The sequence below is a fragment of the Vibrio sp. E150_011 genome, assembly GCF_053544015.1.
The window spans coordinates 399,930-424,426 of record NZ_JBHFOL010000003.1 but is presented as its reverse complement, the minus strand read 5'-3'; the positions used below and the strand labels follow the sequence as shown (position 1 = coordinate 424,426).

The window sequence follows — 24,497 nt, the reverse complement described above, 5'->3', positions numbered from 1 at the left end:
CACTAGGTTCGATATCCTTTTTTTATTCCAGCCCATGCTCATAAAACTCTCGCTATACCGATATCTAATACAGGCAATCTTTACATACAGACTATATTCCCACCCTTGGTAAAATAACTTTCAAATATACCCAACAAGTAAACCATAGATATTGGATATAAGTATCCTAATTTACGCTTATAATACATGAGCAATAAACTTGGCAATAAATCACACTTTTAAAACCATGCATTAAATTAACTATTTAAACACAACAAACAGATTAAAATAATTTAAATTAATTTTTTATAGATTTAAATACTGAAATAATCACACAACAAGAAATTATTGAGTAGTTACCCAAACGATAAGCAATAATTAAAGTCATGCCTTTATCATTAAAAAACAAAGCCTTAAAAATACACCCCATCAAAAAACAATATCATCCTCATTAAGCAGCATGTAAATATGTAACCACATTAAAGCATCATATTATACACTCCACTCATCACACCGCGTATGTAACAAATCATTAATGACGTCCTATTAATTGTTATATGTTGAACATTGAATCAAGTGCCAATAGAAGTGACTTAAAGATGACGATTCAAATAGATAACATTTATTCATTTATCGCCGCTGCCGAAAATGGGTCATTTAGTGCTGCTGGAAGGAAGCTCAATAAGACTCAAGCTGCGATCAGCCTTTCAATACAGAATTTAGAAGCAGATTTAGGGTATGCTTTATTCGACCGCAGTAGGAGGTACCCTGTATTGACAGAGAAAGGGAAATTCCTTTTGAAAGGTGCTCGGATGATGATATCTCAATACAACAACTTTGTTGAACAATCTCGAAATATATTCAGCACTAATCCATCACATATCTCCATTGGTATTGATCCACTCATTTTCGCACCTGAGGTCATTGATGTTTTAAGTGATTTCTCAAAATTATTTCCAACCGTTCGAATAAATTTAGTGCAACAATCTAGTGCGAACTTGCATGAAAAAATTGAACAAGACGAGATTGACATGGCTATTGGATTATTTAATGTGTCTGACCGGACAACGTTGAACTGTGCCTTGGGTTACTATGTCAATTTTAGTTGGGTCGCTTCACCTCGATATTACGACCAAAACGTCTCCAACATGCTGTCCTACGAAGAGTTTTGCAACATGAGAATTCTTGTTGTTGACGGTATAAAAAACGTCATTAATCGTGATGTTTGTGATGCATTCCAAACCTGGGAAATTCAAGACTCACTCACAGCATTATCGCTATGCAAAAATGGCGTTGGTTTAGCCTGCCTACCTGACTTTATCGTTGTCGGTGATATCGCATCTCAGCAATTGATGAAGATCCCTTTAGCCTTCGACAAATTAAATAAATCCTATTGCAGAACATCTACACTGTTGAAAAAGACGTTAGGTAAATCTCCATCTTTAAACTGGTTACAATACAGAATCTCAAACATCGATCGATTATAGCCATCAAGTCATGGACGAAGGCGTTAATTTACCCTCAAATGAATAGATAATGATTGATGATCTTGCCACATAGTGACGTCCTTACTTTCGGATTTTAAAAAGCCAAACCGCCACTACCTGATGATCGTGGCGGTTTGGCGCACGCTTAAATTAAATACTGATAGGGTTCGCAACACCTAATGCATATTTAATCCCCTGCTCAGTTTGGGCTAAGCCTAGTTTTTCTCTGACTAATTGATGTACATGTTCAGGCGTCAAATGCTCCCCTTCGGCATCCTCTTTTAGCGTATTCATGTCCATTTTATTTGCGTAGTGACCATCTGTTGTCGTTCCTATCACTTGGTTTCCTAAGCCCCAAGTCTTATTCATGACCAAATAACTATTGATTGGCCAATGATCTTTGCCCGCACTCCCGTTATAAGCTGGGGTTCTAGAAAAATCAGAACCGACTAGAACCGTGAGACGGTCAGCAATGCCGCCCGCTTCAGCGACTTGCCAAATATAATCAACATGTCGCGTCAAACGATCTAAGCTATCTATCTGGCCGGCGTCATTGTTAAAATGCGTATCAAATCCATAGCACGCAATGTCGGCACTGGATGTATAGCCCGAACAAAGTCCAGCCATCATAAAGGTGAACGTTTGATCCACCCCATCAGGCACCGTTTCTTTTAATGTCTGATGGTATTCAGCGAGTTTGTATAAATACTGATTTTGTTCACTCGTGCTCTTAAACCTTTTTAAGCGAGCATTATCACCCGCGAGCAGGCTTGTATTGTTAACCAACCGTTCTGTTGACAATTTATGCGCACTTTCAAGTAGTTGCTCTTCATTTCCTAGATAGATTGAACTGGTTGTTCCGCCTTTATGGTTATACGGGTAAGCCGCTTTAGCAATTAAATCATCAGAATTGCCAGACAAGTTGAACCCAGACACTAAGTCCTTGGTATTTTTATACTCTGACGAAGTCATAAAGGGGATTGCGAGTTCTGCGTTCGCATTACTGGCATTGAGTGCACCGAGTGTTGGATGCGTGCGAGATATCTTGCCTGATACTGAGTAAATGACACCTGACGTGTGATTAACCGTATTCATATTGACACCATTAATCACGAGCGTTTTGTCATGGTGTTTATCAAAGAAACTTTTATTACCCCCTACTGGTGCGTAATACAAGTTCCCAGCCTTTCCAACCGCACTGTCCTTAGACCAATTGGTGATGACAGGTTGACCATCAACATTTACTTTTGGGTCACAGAAGTAGGTCACATCCCATCCACCTTGGGCATTCACGTAAATAAAGTACTGGTCAGATTCGGCACTTTGTCCAAACGATAACGCAGGAAAAGTCGTCGCTGTCGCGCCTATACCTAGCATTTTTAGAAAATTTCTTCGTTCCATAATTCTTCTCCTAATTACTCATGCCCGAACCTAAAGTCCATCAGGAAGTATGACAACATCGCTTGCCACGTATTGAGCGTGTTGTACGTATCACTAAGTTCAATATTCGCATTAGGATCAGCGCTCATATAAGCACAACGACCATAGCTATCTAACGATCTACCATCTGCTTCCAGCGTACGATTATCGAGTAGTTGTGCAAACAATTCATAAGCTTTAAGTACTTCTTCACTCTCCACCGATGTGTTCTCACCCCATAATGTGTTGATCAGCTCAGATAGCTTTGCCTGTACCTTATCTTTACTATCACCTACCGCTAATCGAGTATCCTGCTGTTTCCACGTCACATTGATGCCAACATCTAGTTGGTTTTTAGGCGTACTTTCAATAATGGCGGTGTAATTACCACTGCTAGGAATATCAATATTAATGTTGATAAATCGAGTATTGTTATTACTCCACGTTGAAATCGACTCACCATCACTATGTTCTGTGAAATTATGAGTGATGACACCACGTTGTACTAACTCTTGTAACGTCCCTTCTAGTACAACATCGTCGTTTTCATTTTTGATCCATAGATACCGACCAATAAACCCACCTTCAGTAAACTTGAGTCTGATTGAATTGACTCCTTTTCCTGCAAATGACCAAACCTCTGTATTCACTGGGGAGTCTGATGCGCTAATGATGACATCCGTCTTTGAATACAACCCTGGTACATCGCTCTCCGATATACCGTTGAATAAGCGCTTATTCTGAGCTTTAAATTCATTCACGATAATGCTGCACGACGACGTTACGGCTTGTGATTTCATCAAACCATAAGCAATCGCGGATACATCACGCTGTCGAGTTTTCGTAGAAATTGAATCAATACCTCCGAGATTGACGCGATAGCTGGTGTCATTAAATAGATGCTCACTCACCCCCCAATCTCCATCTTCGTTATATGAATAGCCAGTCACACTCTCGAATTTGTTGATCAGCTCTTCTGGCGTGAGCGCTCGGTAACGTTCCAATCCAGAGATTGAGCCCTCTGTTGTCGATTCTGCTCTGAAGTATTCATGCATAATCATGTCCACCAAGAGAAGCTTCAGGTTCATATTTGACGCCACGAAATTATCAGCGAGGTCTTCTACGATCCTTTGCTCATACTCATAAATAGCCAGTTCATCTTGATACTCTAACGAGTCAGGATCGGGGGCTTTTCGCAAGTTTCGGCTAAACAGAGCCGGCCACCAAAAGTTCACCGTACCAGTGGCAAATCTTCGGTCCTGAACTAAACGCTCACCAAGCCATTTAATTGGCACCTCGCCATCTGGGAGGTTTACACCATAATAACCAGCTGGACGGATATCTCTGTACCACGTTTCATTGTCATCAAAAATGTATTCTGCTCGATAACTTCCAATGAGTGAGTTTTTGCCTCCCACATATTTATATTGGCCTTCATGTCCATAGTCTTGGAAGCCGGCTGCAATAGGATCCATGGTGATATGACAGTTCGCACAAGCTGGGTTATTCATCGTTGGGTTATCATCATCAATGACATCGTCGGTTGAAATCGTCCGAGCTAAATTGGTTTCAATCTCATAATTGAGGAATATTTTCATCGTATTGTTAGCACGTGTACGATGAAAGTTGGTATCGGTGTTGGGGTACGTCCACAAGTATCCAAACGTAGAGAGCACACCAGAATGCGGCCGATCGACACTAATGTCATTTTCGGACCATACCCGTTCTCTGCTATCCCCATAATAATTGGGCAACCTACCGTCTGAGGACACGTGATAATTCGTGTCTTTAACGGGCACAAATGTCCCTTCTTCAACATTGATATCAGCAAAGTGTTTCGCTGTTGACGCAGAACCCATTGTGTAATCTGCGGTTAAAACCTCACTATACGGTTTATCTTTAGAAACAATGTCCCAAATAAGTTCGAGTGGTGCTTCTATTAATTCCCTGGAGAATTTAATTCCATCTTGATAAGTCACGTCCGACCCTTCAGTAGAAATTAAGTTGTATGACTCAGGGTAGTGCCAATAGTAATAGTCGTTCGTGTAATCTTGCCGGCGATAATCATTAATACCGAGCAACGATCTTGTGTGCAGATTGTCGTTAGCAGTGCGTATAACAAACGCTTTAAACTGCTCACTACTGTCCGTCAGTTTTGTGACTTCCTCTCTAAGCTTTTCTTCGCTCCAGCTTCTGGCATCTAACATCTCACTTTGAGTCGGTACTTCCCCCTGCAGCAGCAGCTTCGCTTTTCTGTAGGTTTGGTCTCTGCTCTCTAAGTGGAATAAGCTGGTCTCTTCTGGTTCAGTTTCAATCGGCTTATTAAACGCTTTATATAAAACCGCACGTAGAATTTGCCACTGATTACTTGATTCAGGAAAAACCGTGGCACCGCCATGATTGACTTTACCTGCAGGCTTGGCGAGGACAGTCACAATCTCACTGTCATAATCTCGGACATAATCCATTAAACGATCGGCATTTTTTTGGACCGTCAGATCATCATCACCGTGTTCAAATTTCAGTTGACTGAGATCCGCCGCACCACCATCGGTATGACATGCCACACACCTTGCTTGGATTAATCTTTCGTTAACATCAGCAAATGTGGCGGTATTCGGGTCAATATCGACCATGACCGGCAATGTGCTGAGCAAAGGATCCAGTGGATAACCATCGTAAGCATCAAGTACACCATCATTGTCGTCATCATTGTCGGCGTTGTTACCAATCCCATCACCGTCAGTATCTAAGGTTTCACTGGCGTCGGTAGGCGCCCAATCCAAACTGTCCACGACACCATCGTTGTCGTCATCCAGATCTCGGCTATCTTCTATGCCATCATTATCACTATCAAGGCCCAGCGTGTTATCTTTCGAGGACAAATCGTCAATATCGAGCACGCCATCACCGTCGTTATCACCTCGCAGTGCAGACACTTGACTGGCTGTGAGTGCAGCGTCAAACAACTTGAGCTCATCAATACCTTTATTAGGGTTACCAATAAAGAGTCGACCGTCTAGGCTCCACTTATCGACGCTATGTACAAACGTTGATATCGACTTACCATCTACGTAAAGATGGAATGTTCCTTGATCGTAAACTAACGCGATATGAGCCCAGCCATCTAAGCCATCAATCACCTGACTCTTATGTATCTCAACATTATTATCAAAGACCGATATTGAGCTATCTTGATTCGGCACCAGACAGAGCCACGTACAGCGGTTGAGGCCGAGGTAACTGCCTGCATCAATATAAGAAAAGTTCATCCAGTAGCTAAAGGTAAAACTCTCTAAGAACGTCGTTAAATTAAATGTCAGTCCGTTAGCGAATAATGTACGAGCTTTATAGCTATATGCGCCGTCGCCAACGGCTCCTGGAACGGGTTCAAAATACTGATTGGCATACAGGTTAGGTGCAGAATTTCTACTCTGGTATACCCAGTAGTTCCCTTCATTTGGTGAATCTGGATTGACACTGCGGCTTTCCGCTTCAAAACCGTAATCGAAGATGAGCGTATTATTAGTCACAGCGTTATCAAGTGGTGATTCATCCAACAAGTCCGGGGTTCCGTCATTGTCATCATCCCAGTCTCTTGAATCCGCAATACCGTCACCATCACTATCCGGATCGGCTTGTAGCTCAAACATAATCGTATGAGTTGGAGCTTGTTCGCTTAACGTCGCTTGGTAGCCCGCTGGAATAGCGCGAACGCCAGTCTTTGTCACGACTTCAATTCGATAATATTGCAATGGTAGATCAATAATCGACGTTTCATCACCAGCAGTAACAACGACTTCTTTCTCAACATTATCGCCAATTATACGAACCGTTACTTGTTCATTATTTGATGCATTCAAAGCGAGTGAAATAATACCTGGTTCAACGACCTCCTCAGTTTTATTTCCCCATACGTCATACCACAAGTAACTGGCGACCTTCTGACGACATAGATCATCACACGTCATCGTAAACATCGTATCCACTTTACTTTTCAATTGAGTCAATGAACGATCTGACCATCGATCCGCGACAGCCTGATCGCCAATCAGGTCGGGTCCCACACCCTGTCCATTATGGCAATCGGCGCATTTTTCTTGGTATAACGACGCACCGGTCGTGCTGTCACCGCTCATGGTCCATGTCGCGTTTACATTAGGTTCGCGACCCGTAACACTCAAACGTTGGCTCGATGGCACGGGTGAATACGCCCCAACCTGAGAGACGACCAATTCATACTCTCCTAACGCTAAGTCATCCAGTACTAACGTACTGTTCCACGCCATATTTTGGTTTGACTGGTAATTTTCTCCCGTTATCGTCACTGATTGTTGGTCGTTGACGACATCAAAACTCGGTGATGTTGGCGTCCTTAAGGTGACACTCCCTGAGTCTACCGTCACTTCATAGTAATCCACTCCCCACGCGATCGCTTTGTTGTCACTGTTCAGTGACTGACTTTCAGGGGCGTCTAATTCAGACAGCCAATCTGTGAAGTCCAAGGCTTTTAGCGTGTAATCACCATGTATTGCACCCTGTATGACTAGTGGTTGACCACCAAAACGCAGCGTGATGTTTCGCTCATAGCCCAACGGATCCGTTAGACGAACACGCACACGCTCGTTCACTAAGTCGTTACTTGGCGCGTCAGGCGGCGTAATGGTTAAGGTAGTGTCCAGTAATGCAGCTTCATTTGATTTAATATGAACCAAGCTGTCCATGGCATCATCTGACATCAACATACTGCCATCAGCCAGCGTCAAAAACGCGACAGGGCGGCCATTACATGAACCATCAAAACAGATATAGCTGCCACCAAATGTCTTCATAAATGGAATGGCGTCTATCTGATAATCAATCTCGCCTTGCGCGTTCATTCCTACCAGTTGAACATGAATGCCTTCATGCTCTGGCGTGCCGTTACCATGCTCTGCTATCCACAACTGTTGGGCACCAAAACTTGCTGGCAATAGGTTGTTGAACTCAATGCCGAGTGGCGCTGAATGACCGGCAATACTCAATGCTGGCGCTTGGTAATTTTCGACGCGAATATCCGATAAAGGAATATTGAGCCCTTCACCATTGTCTTCTTCGTCTTGAGAAACACCAAGCTGCCCATAACCATAAACGTAAGGCGCGCCAAAGTGTTGACCTTCTTCTGTCACGTGGTTGAGCTCATCGACCACGCCTTGAAACTCTGAACCCAGTCCCGTCGCTTGACGGCTATTGTCACTGAACCACAAGTTTTGGGTATCGGGATGGAAATCAAAGCCGACGGTATTACGAATACCTTTCGCCGCAATAGTGTATTCCCCCGTGTTTAAGTCGTATTTTAAGATGGTACCAAAGCGTTCATCTTCAATACTGCACGCGTTACACGGCTGACCAACCGGGATATAAATACTGTTGTCGTTAGGGTTGGGACCGAAACGGATGAACTTCCATTGATGGTGAATTTGCCCGGCTTGTGATCGATCAGAGGTATCCAGCTCACTCCCTGGCAAGGTCAACAACGTTTCGGTAGTTGGGAAAGCGGTATAATGTGCATCCACATCGTTGACACGATATAAGCCATCTACATCAGCAATGTATAACGCCCCATCTCGATACGCTAAGCCGCTCGGCATGTTCAACCCATCGGCCACCACAACCGGGTGACCCACTTCCATGGTAGCGGCGTTGAAGGGCATGCCATAGACTTTGTCTTCTGTTCGCGTTGCGGCGTAAAGTACCCCGTCACCTAACGCCAACTGGCGAATATTGCCCAAGCCTGTTTTTAGCACGTCAATGCTCAACCCCGGTAAGGCACGCTGGTTAACATATGAGACATCAGGGGTTGGGCGATATCGTAGAGACAGCGCCTCCGGTACCGTGTCAGCATCACTTAAATCCACGATAACTGGCGTACGGAATGCTTGTAACCCTTGAACAGAGGGCGCATAAACGCTGTATTTTTGCGCGGGAAGCGTGGTGTTTTTCAGCTCCCCAAATGGCACATTTAACGGATAACTTTCCTCGCCATGAGTAAAGATAATCTGCGCTGTTAATGGCACGCCAATATCATCGACATTGACCGTTAACGTCACACTTTCAGAGTGGTTAGGATCCGTAGGGTATGCATCATTGTCATCCAACACCCCATCACCATCATCATCCGTATCGGCGTTGTTACCAATGCCATTGCCATCGGTGTCGGTGTCTTCAGTGGGATCAAGCGGGAAGGCATCAGTGCTGTCTGGTGCGCCATCATTGTCATCATCGGTGTCGGCATTATTACCTAACCCATCGTTATCGCTGTCTTGCCACTCATGAACATCCTCCGGAAACGCATCGACAATATCAATGTGCCCATCATTGTCCGTATCTGGCGCAGCGCTATTGGCGTAGACAGAGGCAATTTGAGAAGCGCTAAGTGCATGACCATCAAGGCGCCATTCATCGAGCTGCACTCGTCCAATACTATAAAACTGAGTCAGTGAAGCACTACTATCACCGAGAACCAACTGACTGACATCGTAGCGCGGTAAAAAGACACGCTGTTCATCGACAACTTGTTCGCCATCAATATAAACCTTGAGGTCTCCCACTCGGTACAACGTATGGTTTTCTACCGTTGCAAAAGTGATGGTTAAGAACCCGTTGCTATCCGTGCCTTCTTGTATATCCCACCGGCTTCGTTCAATCTCGTTATTTTGATCATCTTTCACTACGCTACGAAGTCTTAATACGCCTGACTGCGTTTTTTCTAGTAATAAAAATCCACGCTCTGCCTGACTTAATGCCATAAGACTAAGCGTACCTTCTGCTACATCAGCTTGGTTGATTTGGACACTTAAAGAGAAATCGCTTAATGTAGGGCCAGCTTTCCACACGAGTTTCTGAGTGTGATCACCCGCAAATTGTAAACCATAACCAGTACGCATTATCGGCTGCTCAAAGTCCCCCAATTGCTTGACGTCTTCTCTTGCATAGCTTGAACTATCTATTGTTAGATCATGGTCATCTTCAAACATTAACTTCAACAGTGGCGACAGCTCAGGGGCATGTTCTGCTATTTCTATATTTGCAAAACGAAAGCTGCCATGTTTCGCAGTAACGGTTAGTGTTTGCTCTCCAGTGGGAAGATATACGGTCGGTATCGTAAACGGCTGGAAGTTTCTCGCTCCCCCAGATTGAAAATCTAAGGTCGTATTTCGCTGCCCTTCGACTTGCAGTTCCAGTGTAGAGGTACCTTCACTACCCAGAGAAAATGTGACGTCATAGTAACCGGCTTGAGCCACGTCAATCGTGTACCTTAACCATTCTCCTTCATTCATTCGACTAATATGCAAGCCAGCGGTAGCATCATTCTCAATATCAATGCCGTCTGCGCCTCGATAGTTACTTTCTCCCTCGTCATTGTCTTGACCTTCGGTATAGTCCACGGCATGAATCATCGACGGCACTTGAACGACAGCAACAACCGAACGCAGTTCGTCGTAGGGGTAAGCATCATCCGCGTTGGCAACACCATCATTATCCTTATCAGCATCAAACTCATCACGAAGCCCATCATGATCGTAATCAACCGAACTATGTAATCGGCGCTCAATACTGTAGTTATCTGAACCGTTATTGGTCACTGTTTGTACCAATTGAATCTCACCTATTTGAATCAGGTTTACGGTTTCCGACGTGTGACTTTGTTCTGAATCATCGGTGGTATCTTCGGTCAGTCTATACTCCCAATCTCCCATTTGTTTCCAGGCTTCTTTTAAAGAAAATGTGTTCATGGAGACGGGCATATTCACATCAAGAATCGCTAATGTGGCATCCTCATTCACCGATAACGCCAGTACACCCAACTCTTCATCTGTATCGCCACCGGTTCCATTTGCGCTTGGATAGAATAACGCGCTCCAGAATCCAGAGAAGTCCAGCTGTTTAATGCGAGCAAATAGGCTGCGTTCATCATGTTGAGTTTGCGGTTGAGTAACCACGGCAGGAAGGTGGTGCCAATTCATACCTAATTGGCTGGCCTCAGAAAATAACCATTGCTGCCAGAAATCACTCGACGTGCGGTTTAAGCGAGCGGCCAGTAGCTGCATTGACTCAGACTGATATTCTTGCGCCTCTATAATCAAGTAATCGATATTCGCGTGAAAGTTATCCATTCCTGGCCAAGGCTTAACGCGCAACTCCCAATTACCTGCCGCATCTTGGCGTCGTTCAACCACACCTGAGTCATTCACGTTCGGCTCTGTTGTTACCTCAACATCACCGCTACTGACTTGATATGCTGACGTTAGTAAAATAGGCATCGAATATTGTAGAGTCGGGTAAAGTGTCTGCCACTGATCGGTTAATTCAAAAGTACCTAATTCGATTCTTTCTATTGCAGTATTGGGATTTTGCAACGGTAAGTCTTGCTGATTTGAAACGTGAGATAACGTGACTTGCCCTTCTACTACCCTTAATTCAAGCTCCTCGATTGAGCCATTTACGCTAATAGCATAATCACGAGTATCACCATCCACTTTAAGTGAAGCAATACGCTCACTATCAGCAAAAATATCCGCATAAGCAGCGTCTATTTCATTTTTATTTTCAAGTTCAAAAATATACACATTACCCAACTCAATATTGGGCTCGTGGATATAATAGCTTTGTTCTTCATCCAACAATTGAGGTTGTAATAACGAATAACTCTCATTATTCGCTTGAGCAACAGAAGCAAACACACTGAAAATAGCGAATAAAGTAATCCCTTGTGGCACCACTGCCATTTTATTCATCATTTTATATTCCCTATACCTTTAATTCTTATAAAAATAAATCGATATAGTAAAGTAATATAAAAAATAACAAGCAATAGTCAAAAAACAGAAGGTACAATATATTTTACTTATAGGTATCAAAAATTAAATTAATATGTAAGTCGGAAAAATGACGTTTGAAACAGTCAAAAATATGACCCTGTGATTATTTTCGATAAGCTATGCCAACATTTTAAAATTAAACATTGTCATTTAATAAAAATCATGCGCGCCATATAATATGTAAATATTGAAAGGGAGGGCTTATATACCTCCATCGCTATTTCATCTAATTAAAATACGTTGCTCAACCTTTTAAATTGAACAACGTATCACTACTTATTAACGCGCTAACTGCTGCGCCAAACCACTATGCCTCACCGTTTTACTGCGGATAGTTTTGTGAACAACAGCAGGATCAGCGATCATTGTCAGGGTCTTTTTAGCGCGAGTAATACCGGTATAGATCAATTCTTTAGTCAGCAATGGCGAAAAATCACCGGGTAGAATCAAAAAGGTATGAGCAAATTCGCTGCCTTGAGACTTATGGATGGTCATAGCATAGGCCGTGTCATGGTCCGGAACTCGGCTCGGCAACACCGATTTAATACTGCCATCTGGCAATTCAAAAAACACCTTTAGCTTATCGACATCGCCTGTGTAATCCACCATACATAAACCGATATCGCCATTGTATAAGCCTAGGTTGTGATCGTTACGTGTCACCATGATAGGGCGTCCGGCATACCACTGAACCTCACTATTCGCGATCATTGCTCGTTGATTTAATCGTTGTTCAATTCTCTGATTTAGGCCAACCACACCAAAGTCGCCTTCTCGAACCGCGCATAACAACCGATGATGAGCAAAAGTCGTCAATGCTAACTTTGCCGTTTTTCGTTGCCATTCGGCTAAAATTTCGTTTGTATTTCGGTCTTCACCAGTAGGCTCTAGCTTAATAACATCTAAATACGGTTTGTACGCATTCACCATGCTTTTCAACAAATCTTGGTAAGCATTACCACTCAAATGATGCCATTGAATATCAGTAAATCCTTTTTCCCACACCCGATCAAAACCACGAGTATCACTGGCATTAATGGCCTTCGCCAACTGGCCAATGCCGGAGCGCGCATCAAAGCGATAGCTTTTTTGCAGTACACACAAACCATCTGCAACCGCGCTGCTTTGAGTCGATTTTTTGGTTGGTAGCACTCGTTGACAGTCAAACTGCGTCAATTGCTGAATGGTGTCATTTTGCGCTGGACTGTACCCCAGAGAGGAAAACTCACAGATGTCCGACAACACCGCTCCAGCCTCGACAGAGGCGAGCTGATCTTTGTCACCAAGAAGTATAAGGCGAGCATGTGGCGGCAACGCATCTAATAATCGATGCATCATCGGCAGATCCACCATCGATGCTTCATCAAGCACCAAAACATCAAGGTGCAACGGATTGTCTCGATTATGTCTGAATTCCACTCGGTTCGGAATCGCACCCAACAAGCGATGAATTGTGCTCGACTCGGTTGGAATTTGCTCCATGGTTTTAGGGTCAATCGCGAGGCTCGTCACCGCTTTACCAATCGACTCCGTTAAACGAGCTGCGGCTTTTCCCGTCGGTGCCACCAGCTTTATCACTGGCCCCTGCTTATCTGAACGCGATTGATGCAGCAATGCGGCCAATAACTTGGTCACTGTGGTGGTTTTTCCGGTTCCCGGACCACCCGATATCACGGAGAAGCGACGTGTAAGCGCTACCGCCGCCGCTACTTTTTGCCAATTCAAACAAAGCGGCAGTGGAATCAAAGCGCTCAGAATATCAAGATCACTTACCTGGTTTGCCGCAAGCAGAACTTGATCCACCCCACTCCAATCGATAGCGTCAGGCAGCACCACATCTAATGCATCGCAAACGAGCTGTTGCCGTGTCACTTGAGTATTTTTGTCATTAGACAAAGCCTGTATTGACGCAAATAAATAGTGGTACTCACGAGCAAACAATCGATCTAACAGCTCAGCCGATTTCGATGGGTCTTCAATCGTAATTGGTGTTGCCATGGCATTGAGACGCTCAGCGATGGTTTGTTCATACCGGTAATAACGGTGCAAGTACAAACGCCCTCTTTGCCAAACCAGCGGAGTCGGCGAATCACCGTTAGCGTTACTTGCATTAAGACCATTAATATTAATCGCTTCTATGCTATCCGCACCGCTCAATACCGCCAACCAATCGACTTGGCTTACCACGCGGTCAATCTGCTGCGCCGCATCGCCATAGATCCCAAGTACACTCGCACTTGGTTGCAAGTTTGCGCCACCGCTGAGTGATGGTTGATGAGCTTCACTAGGGTCTAGGTTCAAGCAAATATGCCCTTGGCCGAGTTGCGCACTTGTCAAAGCGGCTAGCCACATGACCTCAGCTTGATAACGTGACTCCAATGACGCGACAAACTTAGAAAACTGACGATCTAAAGGGCGTAATATTTTCTTTTCTGTTAAGAATTCAATGATCTCTGGTAATGACTGAAACCGATCCGACATTATTGTCCCTTCCCTTGTTGCTCACCTGAGTGCTCATGATGTGTAGTCTCACCCGAAATCAGCGCATCGAGCGCCTCAATCAATGCCTTTTGAGGCTTTTGGCTAAAAATACCCGAGGTTGAACCAGGCTCAATACCCCGTAGAAATAAGTAATACACCCCACCGATATGCTGGTCATAGTCATAATCCTTAATGCGTGTTTTAAGGAAGCGATGCAGCGCAAGGGCGTAGATTTGATATTGAAGATCATAGCGATGATCGATCATCGCGTGATTCAGTTGAGCCTGCTGGTAATACTCCACCGAATCCCCAAGGTAATTCGATTTCCAATCAAGGACATAGTATTGGCCTTCATGTTCGAAAACCAAGTCAATGAAGCCTTTTAACATGCCGCTTACCGTATAAAAACCGAGGTCTTGGGCCTGCGCGGATAGATCATCGTAACGTTGTACGACACGATTAAGCGAGACAGCATCCAGAACCTCAATCGGCAATAAAAACTCCATCTCAACCAAACGTTGTGAGGGCGATTTGTCTCTTAAAAGCATCGATGCGCCGTCAAGAGGCGTATCAAGAACGCGATCCACTAAATCATGAATAACAGGCAGCCATTGTGGCTCATATTGTTCTTTATCTAATAAGTGTTCAATCACCTCGCGGTTATGCTCAGATCTCACCGGGTCAGTAAACTCAACCTCTTCAAAGACGGTATGGAGGAACGTCCCTGGACGCGCACCTTTGGGAAAATGATAAATCGTTTTCTCCGGTTCAAGCAAAGACACGCTTTCCTCTTCTTGAGAAGAGTCGATATCAATGCCCGCCGATTCAATGAACACCTCGCGGTCGGAATGCTGATGCCCTTGTTTCACTAGGTTTGAATAGCTCGTCATTCTCCAGTTTCGGTCGATACCAGAGGCGAGCGTTTTAACACTGAGTGACGGCAGTTCCGTTTCTTTAGCTCGATAGAGTTCGTCATCAACACACGGCGGTGACACGACTTGGATCGCCGATTGCTTACCTTCAAGTTGCCCTAGCGCTGAGGCCAGTTCGTTCACACCCAGCTCTTGCGCTTGTTGCACTAAATACCCTATCGCGCTGTGGTGCACCCCCGTTGGCTCCTTGGTTGAGCGACCATTACGCAGTGGAGCGATACCAATAAAACACCCATAGACAGCACGGGTCAATGCCACGTAGATAAGGCGTAAGTCTTCTGCTAGCCGCTCTTTATCTGCTTGCGCCAGTGCCGACTTTGACTGACTAAGGTCAATCACCGGAGATTGCAGGGCGTCATCATAATATTTAGCCTCTGAGGCCTCACGATAGCCAGTCACAAACGGCAGGTACACGAGATCATATTCCAGCCCTTTCGACTTATGGATCGTGATAATTTGCACAAGGTTACGTTCAGATTCTAAACGTTGAATGTGCTCGTCACTCCCCCCCAACCCTTGCTGCGCATCGTCAATAGATTGACCAAACCAACGCAACAGGGCGCTATCGCTCTCAAGATCTTGTCGTTCATTTTGCAGCAGCTCACCAAGATGAAGGTAGTCCGTCAGTAAGCGTTCGCCGCCAGCCTCCGTCAATAACCGGCTCGCAATCTCACGCTTAAACAGTACCGCTCGCAGCATCGGCAATACCCCACGGGTCTGCCATAAATGACGGTACTCTTGAAACTCTGCCATCACCTTTTCCCACACGCTCTCTTCGTAGTTAAGATCATTGAGGTAGGAAGCCGATAACGCAAAAAGCTCACTGGCTAGTGCCGCTTTTAAGGCCCGTTCATCGCCTAAGGACCATACGGCTTGGAGTAGACGCAACAGATCAATGGCAACTGGACTGGCAAATACACTATCTCGATTAGACAGGTAGACACTGGCAATACCGCGATCAGCCAGTGCTTGCTTAATAAGCTGACCTTCGGTTCCCGTTCTCACCAGTACCGCCATGTTTCCGGCTTGAATCGCAGATTGCTTGTCCCCATCCACTAACACGGATGCATTATGTTGAGAGCCTGTCAGCACCTGTTTAATGTGTTGAGCCGTCGACGCCGCCATTGCGGTGACATATTCACCTTTTGGTAACGGCTTCTCGGCTTCTTGCAGCCAAAATTCGATGGCACTTTGTGGCTCGTCATTCAAACGCCAGTGACGAAGGTGGGCTTTAGGGTTCGCGTTGACCGCAAAGAAGGGAATATCGTCATCATACACAAACGGCGATTGCGCATGCTCAAACAGGGTGTTAACACTCTGAACCATGCTCTCACTTGAGCGCCAGTTCGTCCCCAACGTGTAGTGCTTCGTTACCTGATTTCTTGCCTTGATGTAGGTAAAAATATCGGCACCACGAAAGCCATAAATGGCTTGTTTAGGATCACCAATCATGAACCAACCACACTGTGCGTATTCAAGGTAGACGCGACTAAAAATATGATATTGCAGCGGGTCGGTATCTTGGAATTCATCGATCATCGCCACGGGAAACTGCTGACGTATTTTCTCTGCCAGTAGGTCGCCCGATTCAAACTCAAGCGCAGCAGATAAATGCGTCAGTAGATCATCAAACGACAACCATTGCTTGCTCTCTTTAGCTTCAATCAGTCGTTGGCGACACTGGGTGATCGCCAACGCCAATAGTGGTGTTTTAAGCTCCGGAGGTGACGCAAGCAGGGTTTCTATCGCAAGGAAAATCTCATGAGCAGGCGCAGTACCTTTCGGTGTTTTTTCATTCAATATCGCTTGAGAAAATTTTTCTAGTGGTTCTGGTAAATAGTAATCTTTTGTCTCGGCTTGCGACCATTGTGTCACCGCGCTAATCCAGGTAGGCAGTGACTTTTTGGTATAACTGCGCTTGTTGACATCCGACTGACTGATGCAAGCCTCAATATCATCAGCTGCCGCGCTCCATTGAGCTTTTAGTGCTTGAATCGCGTTAAGGTTATCTTGATGTAGCGCCGCCAAGTCAGTTGCACTGGCATGACGAGTAAAGGCGACAGCCGGCCCTGTCATATAACGAGAAATGTCTTTCAGCAAAGCGCTAGGGGTTGCCCACAGCTTTCTCACCTCACTTGCCAATTCCAAAGCAAGTGGATAAAACTGGCTGCGCCAAAAGTCTGCCACCACTTGTGCTTTTAATCGGCTTTCATCCGTAATGAATTCGTTGTTAAAACGAGCGCCCGATTCAAAGGCATTCTGGGTTAGCATGCGCTGGCAAAAACCATGAATGGTATACACCGCCGCTTCATCCATCTGTCTTTCCGCTTGTAATAGCGTCGTAACCGCAAAGCGATGGTCTTTAATATCCGCCAGTAACGGAGCAATCACAGGATCATCACTGTGGCCTCGCGCAAAGGCAATTCGGGCCTGATGAATCCGTGCACGGATACGGTCTCGCAGTTCTGCAGTGGCTGCTTCGGTAAAGGTCACCACCAGTATTTGGTCAACGGTAAGTGGATGCTGATGGCGAGAGGCGTCATCACCATGCCCAAGCAACAAACGTAAATAGAGGCCAGCAATAGTAAAGGTTTTCCCTGTGCCCGCCGAAGCCTCGATCAGCCTCGCCCCGTGCAAGGGAAAACTCATTGTATCAAGTGCGATTGGTGCCTGAATATTCTTGTCTGACATGATGTGTGAACTCAACTTTGTGATCCAGTACTTAAAATTTAATTAAAACAATAAATTACGAGGTTAAAGCCATAATCCGTGCGATCCCATTCACGGAATCAATATTAGATAGGCACTACTATCATGCCTAACGAATTACGGTCCCTCTGACCCTGTGGCCGACCAGCGTACTCCCTACATATACTAATAATGCTGGCGGTCACTCCCCCCTATTTGCCGATGGGCGCTGTGGTTTAAAAGAACCGATCGCTCATGCCCACTCTCTCGATTTACTCTCTCTATCAGGCTATTAGCACTCATGATCGGCGTCAATCGTCGGCGTTTGTGGTCGCGGGAACCATTGAATAAAAGTCTTCGGCACTTTGGCTCATGGTTCGTGGCGCCTGTAAGACGCGCGCCGCCAATTGCTTGCTTTCTTGCGCCATGTTGTCGTCCCATTGTGGCCAGACTCTCGAGATATAAGGGTTTCCCCCCTCTCCAATCATCATGTAACCCCCGATGAACTTGGCTTCCATTTTACTCAGCATTTTTTCGTCATCGGGTTTCCATGCGCCGCGGCTAAAGTTGGCCTCAATGCCTGCCATGGCCGTTTCAGGAAAGTACGCCAAGGGTTGATCGAGCCCTTCCACAAACAAAGACAACAGCTCTTTCAGATGCCCTGCGGCAAACTCTGCGTCCAACGCGGGTAAAACGCGATGCACAACGCCTTCTTTTTTGTCGTATGCCAGCATATGAGTGGCCTTAGTACTGCCGGTTGCCGCGAGTAGTAAATGGTCAATCCACGCACTGAGATAATCACTGGCACGCAGCCGCCCACTTCGGTATCGAACTAAACCCGACGCATACTGCCCGGTAATCCAGCCTTGCAGGCGAATGCGGTAGTGCCCCAGATCTACTCGTTGATTCACCTCGCAATCATCCACCGTAGAGGTCGTCAACGCAGCCACAGCTTGCGCCAGCTCTTGCGTCTGCATCATGTTGCCCGCCAGTTCTAAATCACCGAAATGCCGCACAGGTAAGAAGCCTTGCGCTTTTTGCTGTTGTTGAAAGTCCGACATGGCCGACTCAGACAACTGACCACCATTTTTAACCAGTGTCGACAGCAACTCATTTCGCAGGCCAAAACTTTCTAGCCCATTGAGTGCGAAGGGTTCGTCTTCTTCGACCATAAAATGCTGCTGGTCAAATGAAACCTGCAGCCTACGATTAAATAAATACTGCACCGGCAAGCGCCAGAATCGCTGTAACTCGGTTAGGTCCAGCTCAACCACTTCGCCTAACGCTCGGTCAATCGGCGGTAGCACAAAATGCGTTGCCGCAGATTGCACCGTTTGTTCTTGCGAGCTCTGTCGCGCGGTGGGTAGCCACTCGGCCGCATAGCTCTGCTTATCGCTATTGGCATCAAAGTGCGAAGGGCTAAATGGCACCATTGGGTATTCTTGTGTTAGGCGCTGATTGAGACGCTGACCAGAATCATCCACATTCATATCCCCATCATCCGGCAAGCGATAATTTTGCTGACAGTACTCCATCAACTCAGACACTAGTACCGATGGCACTCGTTCAGTGTTGTCTTGGATAGAGCGTCCAACATAGCTGATGTAAAGGGATTGCTGCGCAGAAAGCAGCGCCTCGAGGAACAGATAACGGTCATCATCTCGTCGAGACCGGTCCCCAGCCCGAGTACGCCCTGTCATGAGGTCAAAACTCTCCGGCGGGACGCTTCGCGGATAGACGCCATCATTCATTCCCAGCAAACACACCACCTTAAACGGGATCGAACGCATCGGCATTAGGGTACAAAAATTCACCTGCCCGGCAAGGAAGCGCTGACTAACACGTGAGCCCGACAGTTTATTGATAAAATACTGCCTGACGATCTTAGGGGATAAATGCTCGTCGAAACACGCATCTTGCAACTGTTCTTGCAGCCCTGAAATGGTATCTCGTATCGACTTAATCACGACTTCGCCTTCAAGTTCAACCTTGAAGAAATCATCCACCAGCTGATTAATCACCGTACGCCACTGCTCAATGTTAGTGGCCATGCTCAAGCGTTGCCTATAGCCTGCTATGGTATCGATAAACTGCGCTAATTTACCGGCCGTTTCTGCGCGCATACCTTGGGTCTGCTCATAAGGTGCAATCACATCGTCATCCACGCAAAGTAATCCGGATTCTTCACTGATTGCATAGCCTGCTAGCATTCTTGATATGCCAAACATCCACGAATTCTGGCCAAACTCCGGTAAATCAAACTCGTGAGCGGTATGCTCATCAATCCCCCAGCGAACCTGAGCTTCATCAACCCAAAGCTTGATCATGGCGTATTCTTGCTCATCGAGATCAAAACGCGCCAGTATGGCCGGTACATCAAGGAGCTCTAACAGCTCGCTAGAGGTACAACGCAACTCAGGCAGCGCCAAAAGCTGATTGAAGGCATTGAGTAGCGGGCTTTCTTTGTCTGCGGTTCGGTCTGATATGGAGAAAGGAATATAGCGCTCACCCGCGGCGTTACCAAATACCGCTTGAATCGAAGGGCTGTAAGCGTTGATATCCGCCACCATCACAATGATATCCCTTGGTTTGAGCTGGGGATCATTGTCAAACATGGTGAGTAGATTATCGTAAAGGGCTTCAACTTCACGCATCGCGCTATGACAGACGTGCAGCGTTAACGAGCGATCATCGCTGGCAATATCCGGTTTGTGCTCAGAGTTGAGGATGATACTGTCATTTTGATGCTCTTCCAGACCTAAAATATCGGCCTGAATATGATGCAGTAAAGAATCTCGGTCGATATCAACAAAGGCTTCAATTTCATTCGACTCAAGCTGAGAAAGCAGATAAAGATTGTCTCGGCCCAATTTACCCATCGAAGCCAATAAGCTATTGCCAATATCGCTGACGTGAAGTTCATCGTCGACGTTGTCATCAACGCTGCCTTTTAATGTCGGGGTATCATGACACTCAGACACATCGCCAATCTCACTTATGGCTTGTAAATGCTTACGATTGCTGGCGGCCAATCGTGCGAGGTATTTACGGTCTCTCACATCCCCCCAGTAATACCGGCAAGGGTTGGTGAACATCAAGTGCACATCAATATGCTGCCCTAATGCTTTTAACGCATCCAAATAACGTGGAGGCAATGAGGAAATACCAAACACAAACAATCGCTTTGGCAAACCCGCAAGCCGGGCATCCAATTGCTCACCACGACTGTGCGCCAAGGTGTCGATAAAATGCTCATACAAGTTGGCACGATGGTAAGGCGATTGGCCTAAAGCCAGTGTATGGTCATACAAAGACTGCCAAAGTTTTGGCTGCCAAGGCTGCTCATCTTCCAAATCAGGAACCGACTGCCCTGATTCCCACGCGGCAATCCATTCCGGCCTATACACCAAATAACCATCATAGATATCAGCTATTTTTTCAGCGAGCTGGTATCGCTTCGATGCGTCGTCATCGTGTTCCAGATACTGGGCAAGAGGAGCGAAATCCTCATCACCGAGGTGATGCGGCAATAGATGCATGATCTTCCATGTCATCGCTTCTTTATTAAAGGCACTGCGCTGAGGAACATCATCAAGCACTTGAGTAAAGCGCTCCCAAATAAAAGTAGCAGGTAAAGGAAAATCGGTGTTCGCCGCAATCCCAAATTCTTGCGCCATGGCAATATTGAGCCATTGCGACATGCCCGGGCTTTGTACCAGAATTTGTTCTTTTTCGAAGGGGTTGGCTAGCGGGTCGATCTTAATAAGCTGCACCAACAGGGATTTGAGTACATCTATTTGATTTGAGTGATAAACGGTGAACACGTTGCCGCGCCTTTTGCAGATAATCCTTGTGTAAGATTATCACATAATTTCGTGGCAACGCATGATGGTATGTGTGTATTCAAGGTCCTAAGCACAAACCTTTGTCGTTTGTGGTCGAGTTTGTGGTCGATAAGCCAACATATAACGCAGCGCAACGTAGCTAACAACAATACTTGCGATAACCAATTCAATATTTGCTAAGACCATCACTTGATTGACCGCATCCTGCGCCACCCCTACATTGACCATCCATGCTGCCAATTTAAACAAAGCGGTAGCGCCAATCACCAACGGGAAAGTAAAGGCCGCATAACCCGGGCTAAATGGTAGGCGTATCAGTTTAATAAAGGCGAGATAAATCACCATCGTCATCAACACAGCAATGCCAAACAACAAGGCGACAAGGACTGGCGATGGGTTTGAGACGACGGTTAGATACCCTGCTAATGACAAACTCGCAGGCGCAGCCAATATTGCTAATGTTGGTTTGGCCGCGTCAGGCACTTCGCCGGCAAAAATTAAGCGATAAACCATACAAGGCAGCATAACCGCGTAGATAGCAATGCCAAAATACAACACCGCATCCGCCACTGGCGCTAACGCTGGCGTACCCGAAAATGCAACATCCGCGACCACAATACCAATAGGGGGTACAAACCAGCTTGGCACCATATGATGCAGTTTAAAGTCTCGGCTACGGTGATAGATAAAGCTCACTAGGAACACGACATGTAATGCGACCGCACCTAACCAGATACTGTCACCCAGTACAGGGTAGAAGTGGCCAACCGAGTTCGACACGACCATGGTTCCCATCGCAAATGTTGGTACAACACTGCCCACAACCGGATGAGCAAGGTCTTGTCTTAGCAAGTGACTATGAAAAAGAAACTTATACGCCAGCAACACAAGCAGTAGACCCGCAATAGCCGCACCCGTCCATTGTGCCATGTGATTAAAATTGCCCGCATTTTCCCAACTCCATCCAAGACTTGCGATCCCTAACGCCAGCCCTGCCATTGGGGTTGGTGCATTTTTCACTTTATGGTGAGTTCGTTTTGCTAGTGCAATCATAACCATGCCTGCTCGTTTTATTAAGTTGCGCTCATGATAAATCTAGTTTACGTTTAGGTATATCCATTTGTTTTCAACAGCCGTTCAAAAAAATTTAACATGAATACTAATATTTCACTGAAACAGCTCAAGGTATTTGTTGCGGTTACTCAGCACCAGACCTTAACCGCCGCCTCTGACACCCTGTTCTTATCAAAAGCAGCGGTCAGTATGTCTTTGAGTGAACTGGAAAAACAGATCGGTCATGCGCTATTTGACCGTGTTAACAACCGGCTAGTGATCAATCAAGAAGGGCAAAAATTGCTGCCCCTCGCTGATGAATTATTGAGCCGAAGTAAGGATATTGAATCCCTTTTTTCTGAGGAACAAAGTTTTCGTGGTCAGCTGCGCATCGGCGCCAGTGACACGATTGGTAATCAAGTCGCCCCCTATTTATTGAGCGAATATCGACAAACGTTCCAGCACAAAGCGCAGCAACTCTTCATATCAAATAGCGCCCTGATCTGCCAAAAATTAGTCGACTACGAATTGGATATTGGCTTAATTGAAGGCAAGACACTGCATCCCGAATTAGAAAGCACCCCCTTTAGTGAAGATGAGATGTGTATCGTAGCCAGCGTTTCGCATCCACTTGCTCATGCCGGAGTGATCGACCTCTCTCTGCTCGAAAACAGCGAATGGATACTGAGAGAACCCGGGTCAGGCACTCGTGAGTTTTTCTTAAGAACGGTGGCACCGCGTATTGAGGTATGGCATGAAGCATTTCAACTCAATACCACCGAAGCCATTCTCAATTGTGTATCGTCTGGTTTAGGGTTAGCGTGTATCTCAAAACTCGCCGCACAAACGGCGATTCAAGACGGACGAATCTGTGAGCTCCCCGTCTCTTTGGATATGAAACGACGCTTTTGGCTGCTGTTCCACAAAGAAAAGTATCAAAGCCCATTACTACGATCGTTCATCACGTTTTGCCAACAGTGGGACAATACAAAATAATCCATGGTTCCTGTCTGTGGCACGGCTTAACACCAACAACCAGCCACAGAGAATAGTAATTAGGCAATCAGTTCTCAGTTTTCCCCTACTGACTGGACAAGCACTTTCAACCTATGTATAAACAGACAGTATTGTCGATAAAAATTTAACTTGTTAGAGGATTAACCATGGCTGTAATCGTCAAGTACGTGGTGGAACGCAACGGAGAAGAAAAGATGACTTTTACCTCTAAAGCTGAAGCTGACGCTTATGATAAAATGCTAGATACTGCCGATGAGTTGTTTACGCTACTCGCTGAAAGCAAAATCATTGAAACGGAAGATAAGCAAGAAGAGCTCTCTTTGTTCTTAGCTCAGCATAAAGAAGAAGTGCTTTACGCACTCGGAGCAAAGCGTAAACCAACGCCGAAAAAACCAAAAGCGGTTGAGGCAGTTGAAGCTCAAGATGACGCGGCTTAAATAAATACCATACTAACCAGCTTAAAGTGACGCACTTTACGCTGGTTTTTTATTTGGATGATATGGTCGCCAGTTTTGTCCTTTATGGGCACGTATCCGATCGTGTGATTTAATGAACGTGAATTTTTTCTCATAAAAGCTACTGATTGGATCTACCCTAAACACACCTACCTATTATGTGATGTCTATTTCACCATGTTACATTTTACTCAAAAGAACAAACGTATTATCGCCAAGATAAGTTTGGGTACGGCTGTTTTCCTTCTTCAATTTCAGTCATTCTTTACTGCCGAAAGAA

At 45.6% G+C, this 24,497-nt stretch carries 9 protein-coding genes; 3 read left to right on the top strand and 6 right to left on the bottom strand.

Going from position 1 to position 24,497, the window contains the following annotated elements:
- Positions 1-578: 578 nt before the first annotated feature.
- Complete coding sequence (locus ACE1OE_RS07945) at positions 579-1,466, top strand: LysR family transcriptional regulator (protein ID WP_449210651.1); 888 nt, start codon at positions 579-581, stop codon at positions 1,464-1,466.
- 150 nt (positions 1,467-1,616) lie between these two features.
- Here the strand turns inward: ACE1OE_RS07945 and ACE1OE_RS07940 are convergent, their stop codons facing one another.
- From ACE1OE_RS07940 to ACE1OE_RS07915, 6 genes are all read right to left on the bottom strand, one after another.
- Complete coding sequence (locus ACE1OE_RS07940; RefSeq protein ID WP_449210650.1) at positions 1,617-2,867, bottom strand: DUF1501 domain-containing protein; 1,251 nt, start codon at positions 2,865-2,867, stop codon at positions 1,617-1,619.
- 14 nt (positions 2,868-2,881) lie between these two features.
- Positions 2,882-11,665, bottom strand: a complete 8,784-nt coding sequence (locus ACE1OE_RS07935) for a LamG-like jellyroll fold domain-containing protein (RefSeq protein ID WP_449210649.1) — start codon at positions 11,663-11,665, stop codon at positions 2,882-2,884.
- A 360-nt stretch (positions 11,666-12,025) separates the two neighbouring features.
- Entirely contained in the window at positions 12,026-14,227 is a 2,202-nt protein-coding gene (recD, locus tag ACE1OE_RS07930; protein ID WP_449210648.1) for an exodeoxyribonuclease V subunit alpha, read from the bottom strand.
- Positions 14,227-17,850, bottom strand: a complete 3,624-nt coding sequence (gene recB / locus ACE1OE_RS07925; protein ID WP_449210647.1) for an exodeoxyribonuclease V subunit beta — start codon at positions 17,848-17,850, stop codon at positions 14,227-14,229. Before recB ends, recD begins: the two co-directional genes overlap by 1 nt.
- Positions 17,851-18,158: 308 nt before the next feature.
- The gene (gene recC / locus ACE1OE_RS07920; RefSeq protein ID WP_449210646.1) at positions 18,159-21,671 is read right to left on the bottom strand and encodes an exodeoxyribonuclease V subunit gamma; all 3,513 of its coding nucleotides are present in this window, start codon (positions 21,669-21,671) and stop codon (positions 18,159-18,161) included.
- An 87-nt stretch (positions 21,672-21,758) separates the two neighbouring features.
- Positions 21,759-22,745: a TDT family transporter gene (locus ACE1OE_RS07915; protein ID WP_449210693.1), complete on the bottom strand. Its 987-nt coding sequence runs from the start codon at positions 22,743-22,745 to the stop codon at positions 21,759-21,761.
- A 99-nt stretch (positions 22,746-22,844) separates the two neighbouring features.
- On the opposite strand from ACE1OE_RS07915, the gene ACE1OE_RS07910 reads away from it, so the two are divergent.
- Positions 22,845-23,741 carry a LysR family transcriptional regulator gene (locus ACE1OE_RS07910; RefSeq protein ID WP_449210645.1) on the top strand — a complete coding sequence of 299 codons (897 nt, stop codon included), beginning with the start codon at positions 22,845-22,847 and terminating at the stop codon, positions 23,739-23,741.
- A gap of 167 nt (positions 23,742-23,908) precedes the next feature.
- Complete coding sequence (locus ACE1OE_RS07905) at positions 23,909-24,199, top strand: YebG family protein (RefSeq protein ID WP_102468770.1); 291 nt, start codon at positions 23,909-23,911, stop codon at positions 24,197-24,199.
- The last annotated feature ends 298 nt before the right edge of the window (positions 24,200-24,497 follow it).

Excerpts from the sequence above, each read along its gene's own strand:
- ACE1OE_RS07945 (WP_449210651.1), top strand. The coding sequence starts at position 579 with ATGACGATTCAAATAGATAACATTTATTCATTTATCGCCGCTGCCGAA.
- ACE1OE_RS07940 (WP_449210650.1), bottom strand. The coding sequence starts at position 2,867 with ATGGAACGAAGAAATTTTCTAAAAATGCTAGGTATAGGCGCGACAGCG.
- ACE1OE_RS07935 (WP_449210649.1), bottom strand. The coding sequence starts at position 11,665 with ATGATGAATAAAATGGCAGTGGTGCCACAAGGGATTACTTTATTCGCT.
- recD (WP_449210648.1), bottom strand. The coding sequence starts at position 14,227 with ATGTCGGATCGGTTTCAGTCATTACCAGAGATCATTGAATTCTTAACA.
- recB (WP_449210647.1), bottom strand. The coding sequence starts at position 17,850 with ATGTCAGACAAGAATATTCAGGCACCAATCGCACTTGATACAATGAGT.
- ACE1OE_RS07915 (WP_449210693.1), bottom strand. The coding sequence starts at position 22,745 with ATGATTGCACTAGCAAAACGAACTCACCATAAAGTGAAAAATGCACCA.
- ACE1OE_RS07910 (WP_449210645.1), top strand. The coding sequence starts at position 22,845 with ATGAATACTAATATTTCACTGAAACAGCTCAAGGTATTTGTTGCGGTT.
- ACE1OE_RS07905 (WP_102468770.1), top strand. The coding sequence starts at position 23,909 with ATGGCTGTAATCGTCAAGTACGTGGTGGAACGCAACGGAGAAGAAAAG.